Origin of the sequence: Morganella morganii H1r (assembly GCF_000633515.1) — a bacterium.
GTDB classification, from domain to species: domain Bacteria; phylum Pseudomonadota; class Gammaproteobacteria; order Enterobacterales; family Enterobacteriaceae; genus Morganella; species Morganella morganii_B.
The window spans coordinates 205,865-219,398 of the sequence record NZ_AYMP01000010.1; the positions used below are offsets into that span (position 1 = coordinate 205,865).

The following is a 13,534-nucleotide window of genomic DNA, read 5'->3' on the forward strand; positions in this document are numbered from 1 at the left end:
TCCGGCAGCGGGTTATTAAAATCCGCTGCCGTTTTTATCACTTCCCGCCGTCTGCATAAAGCCTCTGTTTTTTCCGCCGATAGTCAATTTGACCCCGGCGGCAATCCGCGCTATTTCCCTGAGTTGTATTATCTGTCTTAACCGGAATTAACATGCTGAATATAATGAAAAAATGGATGTTTTTACAAAAAAAACAGCCAGTTGTCTTCTGGGAGGAACCGGCGGTTTATCCGGCGCCGTCAGAGCACGTGATGACGGGAAATACGGATGAACAGCAGCACTATCACGGTGAAATTCTGTGCCGTCATTTGCTGGATGGGATCGCGGCGATAGAGATTATCCGCAACTCCCTGCTGGATTCCGGCATCCGGCTTGCCGGGGAGCAGGGCACACTGGATGAAATCGCGCTGCATAACAGCGAAACACGCCGCTATATGCAGGAGCTGTGCAGTGTGCTGGATGATATCAGTGAGCACGCGGATAAGGGGCTTGATTACACGCAAAAACTGGTCTCTGTGCTGGGACAGATTAATCAGAACATTAATAATATCGAACGCCTTTCCAACCAGACTAATCTGCTGGCGGTTAACTCGGCGATTGAAGCTTCTCATGTCGGCAGCCGGGGGGCCGGGTTTTCAGTTATCGCCCGCGAGATAAAACAGTTATCCGGTGAAATTCAGGACGAAGCCGTCAATATCACTGCATTTACCGGCAAAATAAAATCACATGCCAAAGCGATTTATACGGATGCGGAAGATAATCAGAAGCTGGTGAGCAGCATCCGCGATATCGCGGTGCAGGCCGAGGATCGCTTACAGAATATGATCACCAGTTCCTCGCGGATGGAAGCGATCATCCGGTTTGTGGCGGTTCAGCAGTTTCTTAATACCGTCAAGCTGGATCACGTTATCTGGAAAGGGGATATCTACCGCCGCCTGCTGGACGGAAACGCGGATTTATCGGTTAATGACCACACACAGTGCCGTCTCGGCAAATGGTATTACGCGGACGACGGACAGCAGTTTACCGGCCATGATGCCTACCGGAAACTGGAAAGGCCGCACCGGCTGGTGCATCTTTCCGGGCGTCTGGCGCTGGAAGCCAGGGCGCAGGGCTCACTTCATGATGAGGAGCTGCATTTAACGGCCATGGAAGAAGCCAGCCGTGCGGTGATCGAAAACATCGATGACCTGCTGGCATCGATTAGTTACTGAAAGAAAAACCCCCGGAATCCGGGGGCTGAGTGAACATCGCTGTCGGGTAAACGGGCGGTGTTTCAGGGGTGATGACGTAAAAAATTACACAGTTCCGTGCGGGTGGGGGCGCCGTCAGATCCCGGACGACTGACCACAATGGCTGCCACCGCATTACCGGTCTGTACGGCATCGGTGAGCGGTTGTCCGCAGGCCAGACCGGCGAGAACACCGGCGCAGTGGCTGTCTCCGGCGGCAATGGTGTCGGCCACCGGTACGGTAAAGGCCGGGATTCTGACCGGTTGTTGTCCCGGCTGGCAGACCACAGCCCCTTCTTTATCAAAGCGGGCGATCAGCGGCAGGCCGTAGCTGTCGGCAAAGGCCTGCGCATCATCTGTCTGTATCTCAGACTGTTTTCCGCCCTGCGGATTGAGCTGCGCCAGCTCATCACGGTTGACGGTCAGCAGCGGCTTTTTCGCCAGCAGCTTTTCAATAAAGTCCGGATCAATATCCCGCAGACGCGGACCGAAATCCGCAAACAGGGTTTTATCCTCACTCTGCGCCAGCAGCCAGTTACGCAGCGGCGCGCTTTCCGGACTGACCAGCTCGTAACCGGAAACATAAATCAGGGCATTGTCCGGCACCGGGATTTGGGCGAGCAGTTCTTCACTCCAGTGCTGTTCACAGCCTTCGATGGTGATGAATGTGCGTTCTTTGCTTTCCTCGACCAGCGCCAGACACCAGCCGTTATCGTGTGACGGATGGCGCAGCAGAACCGGCAGATTTTCCTTTTCCATCGCGGCAGTGACCTGTTTTCCCCAGCTGCCGTTGCCGGCGGGAATACCGCTGACCGGCACAATGCCGAGACGACTCAGGGCACGGGCGACATTAAAGGCGCAGCCGCCGATCTGCTGCCCGAGCGGCAGGGCGCTGATATCATCCCCGCTGCGCGGCAGGGCATTCACTTCCAGCATCACATCACCGAAAGCCGCGCCGATAACCACGACCGGGCGCTGTGGTGTCAGTAACGATACATCCATCTGTTCAGATTAACTCCGTACCGGTTTCATCATCAGTGTCAGGCGGTACGCCGCCATGCTCACCAGGAAGGAGACAAACAGCCCCAGACTGGAATTTTCAAACACACCGGTGGCAAACGGCCCGTTAATAAAGCCTGTCTTCGTGACCAGCAGCCCGGCAACCGAGCCGCCGAGCCAGCACAGGAAGGTCGGCAGGATAACCCCGGTGTCGCCGTAGAGTGAAACGTCGTCGTAACCGGCTGTTTTGTGTTTGCAGTAGTAATCGGTGATAAAAATCGCCGCCCAGGAGGCCAGGAACAATCCGCAGAAGACCAGGAATGAAATAAACGGCCCGAGGAAATCACCGGAAACAAACAGAACATAAATCGCGATCGCCAGTACAATCACGCCATCAAGGGCAACGGCGGTGCGCTGTTTGAGTTTGATCCCCATGCTCAGCAGGTTGAGACTGGCGGAATAGAGGCTGAGTACCGCGATAGTGACAATCCCGGCCACCGCAGCAGCCAGATACGGCACGGCCATCCAGGACGGCAGCAGCCCGCCGATTGCGGCAACCGGGTTCTCTTCCGCTGCCAGATCAGGCAGTTGCGCGGTCAGCAGAATACCGGTCAGGATCAGCAGCAACAGAGGAAGCGCGGCCCCGCCGACCACCGAGGCGAAAATACGGCTGTGGGATGAGGACGGGCTCTGGTCGCGGCTGTAATCTGCCCCGGCAATCGCCCAGCTGATCCCGGTGCCGGCGGCGATAATGGACACCGCAGGCAGGAAACCGGTGATCCAGTTACCGGAAGGACGGCTGATCAGCGCCTGCCAGTCTGCGGTCGCCAGCAGCCAGAGCACGACAAACAGGGTCATTGCCCCGAAAATCCGCGTGATCCATTTCTGCATCAGCAAAACGGTGTTCTGCCCGAGAATACTGACCAGCACCGTCAGCCCGCCGAATAATACCAGCGCAACAGCTGTCATCAGGTGTCCGCTTCCCAGCCCGATGGCGGTAAACAGCGCCGCCAGTGTCAGAGTACCGGTGATGATATTCACCGCTTCCCAGCCCATCAGGTTAAACCAGCAGAAAGCGGTCGGTGCGATATTACCGCTTTTGCCGAAGCTGGCGCGGGAAAGGGTGAGGGTGGTGGTCCGGCCGATTTTACCGGCGATACTGGTGATCCCCACTAAAATAAAGGAGGCGACACCAACCACTGCCGCTAAAACCGACTGAAAGAAGGAAAGCCCGAACGACACAATAATTGCGCCGTAGACCACACCGAGAATACCGATATTAGCGGCACACCAGACAAAGAACAGTTCGGCGGGTTTTTTGGTCTGTCTGGAAGGGGGGATCAGGCCGATCCCCAGTTCTTCGATGGTCGGATCGGTGTTGTTCAACGCTGAAGGGACAGATTGCTGACTCATGACATCATCCTGTTCGTCGCGGCATACTCCTGTCTGAACTGTGCCAGACGGCGGGCATACGGCGTAAAATCGATATTATTTGTATGATTTATCAATGCGATACTGTCAGCATCAAAACTGTCAATGCCGTGAATTGCGCCGCAGATGGCCGTTGCCATGGCACCGATGGTGTCCGTGTCGCCGCCCAGATTTGCAGCCAGTACCGCACAGCGTACGGGATTGGTGTTGGCTAAATCCGCGAGTGCAATTGCACACGGGATAGATTCAATATTATCCATACCGGCACCGACTATCTCATAGAGATCGGTCAGTGCCTGCTCTTCATCCGTGCGCCCGCGGACCACATTGAGGGCGTACATTATTCTCCGGCCCAGCAGCGGGCTGAAGGTGGACTCAAACCGGCGCTGAACAGTGTCAGCCAGCGGTATGACAGCCTGTTTTATCGCAGACCAGTCAGTGCCCTCAACAGCCAGACTGACGGCCCGCGCAATCACGACAGCACCGGCAATGGCGATATCGGATTTGTGGGTCGGCAGACATGAGAGCCTGACCTGCTCAATAAAACGATCTGTATTATATGATGGCATCAGGCAACCGACGGGCGCGACACGCATCGCGGAACCGTTGGTCACACCATTTGCCTCTATTTTATCTAAAGGTATTCCCTGGTGTATGGCATTCAGCGCAGCTTTTGATGTCGGCCCCAGAATATTTTTTTCAAATGCCTTTATCCGGGTGGCCCACGCCATGATGTGACGGGCGATAGTCTGCGGGACGACCGCACCGTGCTCCTCAATAATGGCATCCATCAGGGCAACACACTGACTGGTATCATCGGTAAATTCCCCGGCAACAAACTCGTTGGCGGCAATATTCTCCTCAGGGCCCGGCAGGAAGGTATTAATCCAGCCGAAGTGCTGACGGACCCGGCTCTTCGGCCAGAGTTCCGACGGCATGCCCATCGCATCTCCGGTTGCCTGCCCGTAAAGACAACCGAGAATACGTTTTTCTGTCACATTTAACGGGACTGCTGCTGATTGTGTCATTTATTATTATCTGGACTGGTGTTGAATGAATGAAAAACAACAAACTGTATTATTGGTATAAAACTGCTGCGGAGCCTTTATCTTTATAGAGTATATAATAGACGACAAATAAGTCCAGTTGTAGTCCAGTTGAATTGATTTTAATCAGTATGTGATAGCGGACACAAAAGTTGCTACACTGTTTTCAGCCGTTATCCGCAGCATGACAGGAACCTATTTGTGGAACACGATTTTCTCACTTTTTTACAGTACAGGCTTGATCAGCAATCAACCGTTCCGTTATATCTTCAGCTGAAACAAAGCATTGAAGAAGCCATCACACAAAAGCAGCTGACGCACGGTTGTGTTCTGCCGTCCGAGCGCCGTTTGTCACAGTCGCTGGGGGTATCCCGCGTGACGGTGGTAAAAGCACTGGACTTGCTGCTGAAACAGGGGCTGGTGGTGAAACATCACGGCAAGGGCACGCAGATTAATCTGCCGGTGCAGTACAATCTGTCCGGCGGTGGTTTTTCCGCGCAGGCCGCCGGCAGCGGTAAGGTGTCCAGCCGGTGGCTTATTCGTCAGCTGGACTCTGTACCGGACTCACTGGCCTCTGAACTGGAATTATCCGCAGGTGATACCATGGCGGTGATCAAACGTGTCCGGCTGGTGGATGATATTCCGGTCTCGCTGGAAACCATGTTTATCCCGGAAGCCTTTTTGCCGCGCCCTGATCTGCTGGACGGCTCTCTGTATGCGCACTGGCTGGCGCAGGGGATTGAGCCGGATGTGCAGGAGTATGCACTCTCTATCTGTCATCCGGCTGCGGAGGAGGCAAAATTGCTTGCTATTCCGCCGACTGCCTCACTGATGAAAATTATCCTCAGAAGCCGCGACAAGCTGGGCAGAGTGCTGGAGTACGGCACGGCTATCTGCCGCAGTGATTTTTACCATTTTCACTTTACGGTAAAAGCATGAAAGAAAAAGCACTGTGAAAACAGTGCTTTATTTAAGTTTTATTCCTGTTTGTCAGGCCATCGCGGTGATGGTTTTATTCAGTAACGCATTGGCGAGTGTGTCTGTGGTCACCGTTTCATTGGTGTTCGCGGTAAGATCCCACAAGCCTATCTGTCCGTCACGGTTGAGCGTCACAATGTAACGGCAGCCGGATTTCAGTGCGCTGCTGTGCTGGCGCTTCAGTTTGGCACGGGTGAAATCATTCAGAATTTTATATTGCGGTAACTGATGGCGCAGTGTGTTAGCCAGTAACAGAGCTTCCACATTCTGTGCCGGATCTTCATACGTCACCACAATATCCGGCTGATTGACAATCGCTTTATCCAGGCCGAGGGTCTGGATCAGCAGTAACAGCCGTTCGATCCCGATAGCAAACCCGGAAGCCGGTAACTGTTTGCCGCTGAATAATTCAACCAGACCATCATAACGGCCGCCGCCGCAGACTGTCCCCTGTGACCCCAGCTCTTCTGTGATCCACTCAAACACGGTGCGGGTGTAGTAATCCAGCCCGCGTACCAGACGCGGATTGACCACATAGGCAATGTTTTCGCTGTCCAGCAGGCGGCGCAGCTCATCAAAGTGCTGTTGTGACTCCTCACCGAGGAAGTCCAGCAGGCGTGGTGCCGCTTCGATCATCTCCTGCATATCCGGATTTTTGCTGTCCAGGATACGCAGCGGGTTGGTTTCCAGACGGCGCAGGCTGTCCTCATCCAGCAGCGCTTTGTGCTGCATAAAGTAATTCACCAGCTGCTGACGGTGCTCTGAACGTTCTTCCGGTGTCCCGAGGGAGTTAATCTCCAGGCGGACGTGCTTATCCACACCGAGCGCCTTAAAGATATCTTTCACCATAAAGATAAGCTCGGCATCCACATCTGCCCCCGGCATGCCGAAGGTTTCCACCCCGAACTGGGTGAACTGGCGCAGACGGCCTTTCTGCGGGCGCTCATAACGGAACATCGGGCCCTGATACCACAGGCGCTGCGTGGTGTTGTAGCACATGTTGTTCTCAATCACGGTCCGGACGCAACCACTGGTACCTTCCGGACGCAGGGTGATGTGCTCGCCGCTTTTATCGAGGAAGTTATACATCTCTTTTGAGACGATATCGGTGGATTCACCGACCGCGCGCTCAAACAGGGCAACCGGTTCGAGAATCGGCAGCCTGACCTCCTGATAGCCGTAGCGGGAAGTGATATTCCGGATCCGGTTTTCCAGCCACTGCCAGACCGGTGTTTCTTCCGGAAGCACACTTCTCATCCCTCTGATTGACTGAATCTTTTCCATTTTTAGTCCTCTATATACAGTTTCTCTGTGAGAAATTCCGGCTGTCATCATTGTCAGCCGATAACGCCATCTCAGCGGTCTGCTCAGTGCAGATCCCCGGGATGTACGACAGGGCGAGCCCGGGACGGGGATCAGTAGTGTTTTTTTCACGGCGCATAATAAAAAACAGATACAGCGGAATGGTCACCATTTGCAGTACCATGCCCCAGAACAGCGGTTTGGTACCGGCGCCTGTCAGCGCGACCATAATAAATCCCAGACCAATCAGGCTCAGAGTGGCGTAAATAATAAAGGTGCGCCCGTACTGCATTTTTTTGGCGATCATGGCGATCGGCAGGGAAATCACTGCAAACGCATACGGGATCAGACTGGCGGACACCGCAAGAATAATGATGTTGCGGAACTGCTGTTCCAGGCTTGGCGAGATGGTGAGCAGCAGCACGGCGCTCATCATCCCGGCGGTACAAATCAGCCCTTTATACGGCACGCCGTGGCGGTTCACATCGGCAAAAAAACGCGGGAATGTGCCTTCTTCCGCCGCAGAACGGGGAACTTCAGTCTGTAAAATCTGCCAGCCCGGCAGTGCGCCGAAGCAGGCAATAATCGCGAGCGCAGAGATAATCTGTCCCGCATGTTCGCCCCACAGATAACGGGCGGTATCCGCAAACGGCGCGGTGGAGTTAACAAGCTGTTCGTGGGGCAGGATCCCCATCATGACATTGGTGGAACTGAGATAGCAGGTGGCGGCAATCACCAGCCCGATAATCGTGGCCAGCGGAATATTGCGGTGCGGATGAATCACCTGGGCGGATGAAACCGACGCGGATTCAATTCCCAGATAGCCCCACAGCGAAATGGCGGCGGCGGCAAAAATAGCATCTGTGTTACTGGTCTGAGTAACATTAAAACTGGTGATATAACGTGTGTAATCAAAACTGGTCCAGCCGAAAATACTGATGCTCAGAATAACGGTGAGCATACAAAGGCCGGTAAAAATCTGCGCATAGCCGACGACTTTTGCGCCCTGCAAACCCAGCAGAACGAAAGCCCAGAGAATAATAATAGCGGTAATAGCGGCGTAAAGCGGAGTGTGAAGCTGCGGAAAGAAATAAGAGAGATAACCGACACCGGAGATCAGTAAGGCACAGTTGCCTATCCAGGTCGAAAGCCAGTAAAAAAGTGATGTCTGTAACCCGATATACTGCCCGAATGTCCGGCCGATGTTGGCAATCACACCGCCTTTACAGGGGGAGATTTCACCGGTCTTGGCGAACACCAGCGCCAGTGCCAGCACGCCGCAGAAGGTCAGCAGTCCGCCCCACAGCGCGATGGAACCGATATGCGCGAGGGAGGAGGGTAACATAAACACGCCGCTTCCCATCATATTGGAAGCCGTCATAATGATCAGGGCTGTCAGGCCCATGCGGTGGGTGGATTTACCATTGGGAACCATACCATTTTGTCCTCACAGAAATACTCCAGCTGCGGATGAGGGAGCAAAAAATCTCACGATCAGAGAACTGAGCCGTGTTTTTTGGTCTTTTTTCTTGCATCATCCTGTGTCGCTGTATAGGTTAGAGAGCGTTGCCGGCAGGATTGGCGTCTGCGCCGGCAACGAACCGTAAGGGGGCAGTGGATATTTACCACTGCCTTTTTTTATGCCGCGTGTAAGTTAAAATCCGCGATAACGTCGTCGATCAGTTTGTCGATCTGCGCGGTATCCAGATGGTGCGCGGTGGTGATCAGGTGAGCCACGTCGCCGGAAGTTGCCAGGCAATGTTCTCTCCAGACGCGTTCTGACGGGCAAGGGAACACAACAGTGATGGAGTTCTTGTTGCGCCATGCATTGATACCGGCTTTCTGCATACGGTCAACAGCATACTGAGCCATATCCAGACTGCGGGTGATACGGCGTTTCCATTCCTCAGTTGAATGTGAACGGATAGCTTCCCACAGCATCAGTGGTGTGTGACCGTTACGTGAACCGGTGATGGTTTTGTCGTGTGCGGAAATGTAGTCGATTTCAACAGAAATACGGTCTACGTTTTCTTTCTTCGCAACAACGATACCGCAAGGGATTGGCGAACCAATCATTTTGTGGCCGGAAACACCGATGGAGTCGATACCGTCAGCAAATGTGAATGGCTGTGCATCATCAACGAATGGCAGGATCATGCCGCTCAGTGCCGCATCAGCGTGCAGGTAGTAATCTTCACGTTTGATACCGGCTGCTTTCAGACGTTTCTGGATTTCAGCGATATCATCAATAGCACCGCGGACAGTGGTACCGATGTTAGCGAAGATAATCGGATGCGCTTCTTTATCGTCAGCGATTTTTTTCATCAGATCGTCATAGTCGATTTCGCCGTTTGGCTGAGATTCAACAACCTGAGATTTGATACGCAGTAATTTAACGATTTTCGCAACGGAATAGTGAGTGTCTTTTGAATAGTACAGCGTACCGTCAGGGAAGATTTCACGGCCCAGGTAGCAACCGAACATGTTACCTTCGGTACCGCCGTTGGTCACATAACCCCAGCTTTGTTCAAACGGAATTTTGAACAGGTCTGCGAAATACTCCATCACTTCTTTCTCGAAATCGAAAGAGTTCAGCAGGTAGTTGCAATATTCGCCCCAGTCACCGCAGTTGTTGATGGAGAAACGTAAGAAGCGTTCCAGATTGGTGTAATCGAAATCCGCTGATTCAGGATAACCGATGTTGAAATACTGGTTTTTTACGCAATAAGCCCAGAATGCATCAAGTTTGTTTTGATCATTGATAGACAGAGTCATACTTAATTACCTCTTGTTTTTCAAAATTGAAGACTGTGAAGCGGAGCAAATCACGCTTTGTTTTGTTCGTCATTGATGTACAGGATATCGTTGCCTTTTTTCGCACGGCCTGCGGCCACGAAGCTGAACAGCGGGATAGTGATTGACATCATGACCAGACCCCAGAACATAGAATCAGAACCGGAACCTAACAGGGCAAAGACACAGTAGATAATGCCGATAACCACCAGGACGTTATAGAAAATGAAGGTTCTGCCGCGGTTCATTTTTTTGGAAACCATGATGATTGGCAGAGAAATCAGTGCATACATGTATGGCAGCAGAGATGCGAAGACAGACATCAGGATGACGATTTCGAACTGTTTGGCCAGGTTTGGTGACGCGGTCATTAACAGCACCAGGCTCATCAGCACACCGGTGAAAATCAGGCTTTTCATCGGAACGTCATTTTTGTTCACATCAGAGAAGAATTTAGGGAACAGACCCTGATCGGCACCGGCACGCGGACCTTCAGACTGCAGGATTAACCAGCCGGAGATAGAACCGAAGCAGGCGATGATACTCAGGATAGACGCAACAGTACCGGCAGTTTCACCGAACATGTAACGGGCAGCATCCGCAAACGGTGCGGCAGAGTTAACCAGTTCTTCATGCGGAACCAGACCCATGATAACGGTGCAGCTGCCGACGTAGCAGACTGACGCAATCAGCAGACCATAAACGGTTGCACGCGGAACAGTGTATTCAGGTTTATCGACCTGGCCGCTGGAAACCACAGCAGATTCAACACCCAGGAAGCCCCACAGTGCGATAGACGCTGCAGTGATAATGGCTGTGGTATCGCTTTTACCGGTACCGTTATAAACCTGAGAGAACATCTGCGGATCGAACCAGAACCAGCCGATCACACCGACACCCAGGACAACAACCAGCATGCAGCTTGCAGTGAATGACTGCGCACGGCCGGCGACACGGGCACCGAAGCTGGCTAATACCACGAAGCCCCACAGAATCGCGATAGCAACGACACTGCCGATAGCCGGGTTTTTCAGTTCAGGGAAGAAGTAGCTGAGGTAGCCGACACCGGCAACCAGCAGCGCGACGTTACCGACCCAGGCACTGATCCAGTAACAAACAGTGGTCTGGAAACCGATAAACGGACCGAAAGCATCGCTGGCGTAAGCCACGATACCGCCGTTACGCGGTGTGATAAGACTGGTTTTGGCGAAAACTAATGCTAATGCGATAACACCAATGATTGTAAATAACCATCCCCATAAGGAGATGTAACCGACGCCCGCGAGGTTAGTCGGCAGCATGAACACACCGGAACCCATCATATTTGATGCGGTTACCAGGGTCAGCGCGACCACCCCCATTTTATGGGCGGAACTGGCACTCATGTTTCCCATAATGCTTTTCCTGTAATGATTGTTTAATTGGAAAGGTGCACCCGATGACAATTACCGAGATAGGGGAAACTTAATTTTTAAATGTCGTTCTAAATTTGATATAGATCAAAAAAACAGCGCTTCTATAACAGTTTCAGCTGAAAATGAATATTTTATGTGCCGTTTTTCCGTAAGTGACTCTGTCCCCCTTTTTTGGCGTGAATAATCCAACTTTTGGTGTGGTTATTATTTTACTTTTGTCATATGTGAATTAACAAAGCGGTTAAGTAAAAAATAAATATACTTTTTTCAATACGATAAAAAAGAATGGCATTCAGAAATAAAAACGGGTTTTATGATATGAGTTAAAATAATAAAACCGGTTTTATATTATATTACTCATTAGATAAATTGATTATTTTTAGCGATTGGAGCGCTGACCTATGCCAAGAAGAGAGCGCCTTTACTTTCCGGGATTACCACAGCTGATTAAACTTAACGGACACAATCATGAAAAGCTCTTTCAGGAAGAGAATGATTACACCCGTTTCCTGACCTGTGTGGACAGGTCTTTAGAATCATATGATTGCGAGCTTCATGCCTATTCACTTAAGGCTGATACGGTATTGTTGCTGCTGACACCAAAATCAAAAGAAGACTTAAGCCGCTTTATCCAGCACATCGGACGCCAGTATGTTCCTTATTACAATAATAAATATCAGCGTACCGGTGCATTATGGGATCGGCGTTATAACAGCTGTCTGATTGAAGCAAATTCCTATTTTCTTTTGGTCTCTCAATATGTTGATACATTCACATCCGACCAGTCATCAAATAATGATAAACATAACTTAAATTATTCCAGCTACGGTCATAACACCGGGGAATGTACTATTCCGAGAATGACTGAACACCAGTGTTATTTGCAATTAGGCAAAACACCGGAAGAGCGCGGGATCCATTACCAGCATTTTTTGTATACCACCATCAGCCAGTCTGTTATTGAGCGGATTCAAATCTGTCTGAATCAGAATTGCGTGCTAGGTACCAACCAGTATTGCCAGAAACTGGAATTTGAAGTGAACCGGACAGTGCGCCCGCATCACAGCGGACGGCCGCGCAAACATTACAGTAATGATGTGGCGGACTGGATCTGGCTGGAAAACCGGGCCTCGAAGCTGCTGGCACGCTATTGTTATCAGGAAATCCGCTTTCCGCTGCTGGAGTACTGGGATGACCATATGAAGAATACTGCTGCGTTTGCGGATGATAACCATAACGGGCCCAAACTTAACTGCAGCCATCCGGCACTGCTGCGCGGTGAGGGGACGATGGGTTGTCTGCGGGTGATTGCGCAGCATCAGCGTTTACAGTCAAAAAGTAAGTTATGGTATATCGGTGCGATGTTCCGCAATGTGGCCGGTCAGAAACAGGATTTTGAACAATATCACCAGATCGGTGTGGAAGCGTTCGGTTACGATAATATTGATATCGAGCTGGAGCATATTTTAATGCAGTATGATTTTTTCAGTTCATTACATCTCACGCCGTACATTGAATTAAAAATAAATACCGTTGGCAGCGAAGATGAATTCAGTCATTTCCGTCAGGCACTGAGAGACTATTATCAGCCGTTTCTGCCGTTCTTTGAGGAGCCGTGGCTGGTGAAACTGAAAGATAAACCGGAGCAGTTATTATCCGTACCGCACAAGCTGCTGGATATCGTTAATAAAAAAGCCCCCCGGCTCAGTGAATTTCTCTCTGAGACTTCCGCCGCCCGCTTCCGTCAGCTGCTGGAATCCCTCAACCGTCTGAAAATTCCGTACAGTGTGACGCCGGGGCTGTATCCGGTAAATAATTACTGCCATACTCTGTTTGAATGGCGCACCACGCATCCGGACAGCCACGATGAGCTGTTATGCCGCGGCGGGCGCTATGATGCCAGTGCGTCACATCTGCTGGATAAAGAGGTGGCGGTCAGCGGTTTTGCCTTTATGCTCGACCCGATTATTTTCCTGATCCGCAAATGCCACAAACAACTGCTGCGTCAGAACGCGACCGATGTGGTGCTGATCCCGGAAAACACCCGCGCTGCCGGTCATGCGCTGATGGTCGGTCGCCGTCTGAGAATCCTGTTCCCGCATTTCACCATTAAGAATGACTGCTCGGGGATGCGGATCAGTACCTGCCGCAGGAACGCCGAGCGTAACGGCAGCCGTTTTATCATTGTGGTGCCGTCAGAGGACGATAAAGAACTGGAACTGACCGATAAAGACAACGGCATGATTCAGTTTGTGAATGAGAATGCCATGATCGGGGTACTGGGACACAGCGTAAACGGCTGAGGAGAAAGGATCCGCAGATAACTCAGCTTATCTGCG

10 protein-coding genes are annotated in these 13,534 nt (G+C 51.6%); 3 read left to right on the forward strand and 7 right to left on the reverse strand.

All coding sequences use genetic code 11. From position 1 onward, the window contains the following. The first annotated feature begins 152 nt into the window (after positions 1-152). On the forward strand, positions 153-1,214 hold the full coding sequence (locus U868_RS0106140; RefSeq protein ID WP_025152523.1) for a methyl-accepting chemotaxis protein: 1,062 nt from the start codon (positions 153-155) through the stop codon (positions 1,212-1,214). Between the two features lie 62 nt (positions 1,215-1,276). On the opposite strand, the gene U868_RS0106145 is transcribed toward U868_RS0106140, so the two are convergent. From U868_RS0106145 to U868_RS0106155, 3 genes are read right to left on the reverse strand one after another with little or no spacing between them, the layout of a single operon-like run. Next, positions 1,277-2,233, reverse strand: a complete 957-nt coding sequence (locus U868_RS0106145; protein ID WP_025152524.1) for a PfkB family carbohydrate kinase — start codon at positions 2,231-2,233, stop codon at positions 1,277-1,279. A gap of 9 nt (positions 2,234-2,242) precedes the next feature. Next, complete coding sequence (locus U868_RS0106150) at positions 2,243-3,643, reverse strand: purine-cytosine permease family protein (protein WP_025152525.1); 1,401 nt, start codon at positions 3,641-3,643, stop codon at positions 2,243-2,245. After that, positions 3,640-4,659, reverse strand: a complete 1,020-nt coding sequence (locus U868_RS0106155; protein WP_240182679.1) for an ADP-ribosylglycohydrolase family protein — start codon at positions 4,657-4,659, stop codon at positions 3,640-3,642. The genes U868_RS0106150 and U868_RS0106155 overlap by 4 nt, the downstream gene beginning before the upstream one ends. A gap of 249 nt (positions 4,660-4,908) precedes the next feature. Between U868_RS0106155 and U868_RS0106160 the strand changes: the two genes are divergently transcribed. Beyond that, positions 4,909-5,646, forward strand: coding sequence for a GntR family transcriptional regulator (locus U868_RS0106160; RefSeq protein WP_025152527.1), 738 nt, complete (start codon positions 4,909-4,911; stop codon positions 5,644-5,646). 51 nt (positions 5,647-5,697) lie between these two features. Here the strand turns inward: U868_RS0106160 and hisS are convergent, their stop codons facing one another. The 4 genes from hisS to hdcC form a co-directional block, all read right to left on the reverse strand. After that, positions 5,698-6,969 carry a histidine--tRNA ligase gene (hisS, locus tag U868_RS0106165; RefSeq protein WP_025152528.1) on the reverse strand — a complete coding sequence of 424 codons (1,272 nt, stop codon included), beginning with the start codon at positions 6,967-6,969 and terminating at the stop codon, positions 5,698-5,700. A 10-nt stretch (positions 6,970-6,979) separates the two neighbouring features. Then, positions 6,980-8,422 (reverse strand): amino acid permease, encoded by a 1,443-nt coding sequence (locus U868_RS0106170; protein ID WP_025152529.1) that lies wholly within the window; start codon positions 8,420-8,422, stop codon positions 6,980-6,982. Positions 8,423-8,625: 203 nt separating this feature from the next. Then, positions 8,626-9,762 carry a histidine decarboxylase gene (locus tag U868_RS0106175; RefSeq protein WP_025152530.1) on the reverse strand — a complete coding sequence of 379 codons (1,137 nt, stop codon included), beginning with the start codon at positions 9,760-9,762 and terminating at the stop codon, positions 8,626-8,628. Between the two features lie 50 nt (positions 9,763-9,812). Then, positions 9,813-11,174 carry a histidine-histamine antiporter gene (gene hdcC, locus U868_RS0106180; protein ID WP_025152531.1) on the reverse strand — a complete coding sequence of 454 codons (1,362 nt, stop codon included), beginning with the start codon at positions 11,172-11,174 and terminating at the stop codon, positions 9,813-9,815. Positions 11,175-11,596: 422 nt separating this feature from the next. Between hdcC and U868_RS0106185 the strand changes: the two genes are divergently transcribed. After that, a complete protein-coding gene (locus U868_RS0106185) occupies positions 11,597-13,498 on the forward strand; it encodes an ATP phosphoribosyltransferase regulatory subunit (RefSeq protein WP_025152532.1) in 1,902 nt (633 codons plus the stop codon). The last annotated feature ends 36 nt before the right edge of the window (positions 13,499-13,534 follow it).

Coding starts and splice junctions, on each gene's coding strand:
- U868_RS0106145 (WP_025152524.1), bottom strand. CDS start 2,233: ATGGATGTATCGTTACTGACACCACAGCGCCCGGTCGTGGTTATCGGC.
- U868_RS0106185 (WP_025152532.1), top strand. CDS start 11,597: ATGCCAAGAAGAGAGCGCCTTTACTTTCCGGGATTACCACAGCTGATT.
- U868_RS0106170 (WP_025152529.1), bottom strand. CDS start 8,422: ATGGTTCCCAATGGTAAATCCACCCACCGCATGGGCCTGACAGCCCTG.
- hisS (WP_025152528.1), bottom strand. CDS start 6,969: ATGGAAAAGATTCAGTCAATCAGAGGGATGAGAAGTGTGCTTCCGGAA.
- U868_RS0106140 (WP_025152523.1), top strand. CDS start 153: ATGCTGAATATAATGAAAAAATGGATGTTTTTACAAAAAAAACAGCCA.
- hdcC (WP_025152531.1), bottom strand. CDS start 11,174: ATGGGAAACATGAGTGCCAGTTCCGCCCATAAAATGGGGGTGGTCGCG.
- U868_RS0106150 (WP_025152525.1), bottom strand. CDS start 3,643: ATGAGTCAGCAATCTGTCCCTTCAGCGTTGAACAACACCGATCCGACC.
- U868_RS0106175 (WP_025152530.1), bottom strand. CDS start 9,762: ATGACTCTGTCTATCAATGATCAAAACAAACTTGATGCATTCTGGGCT.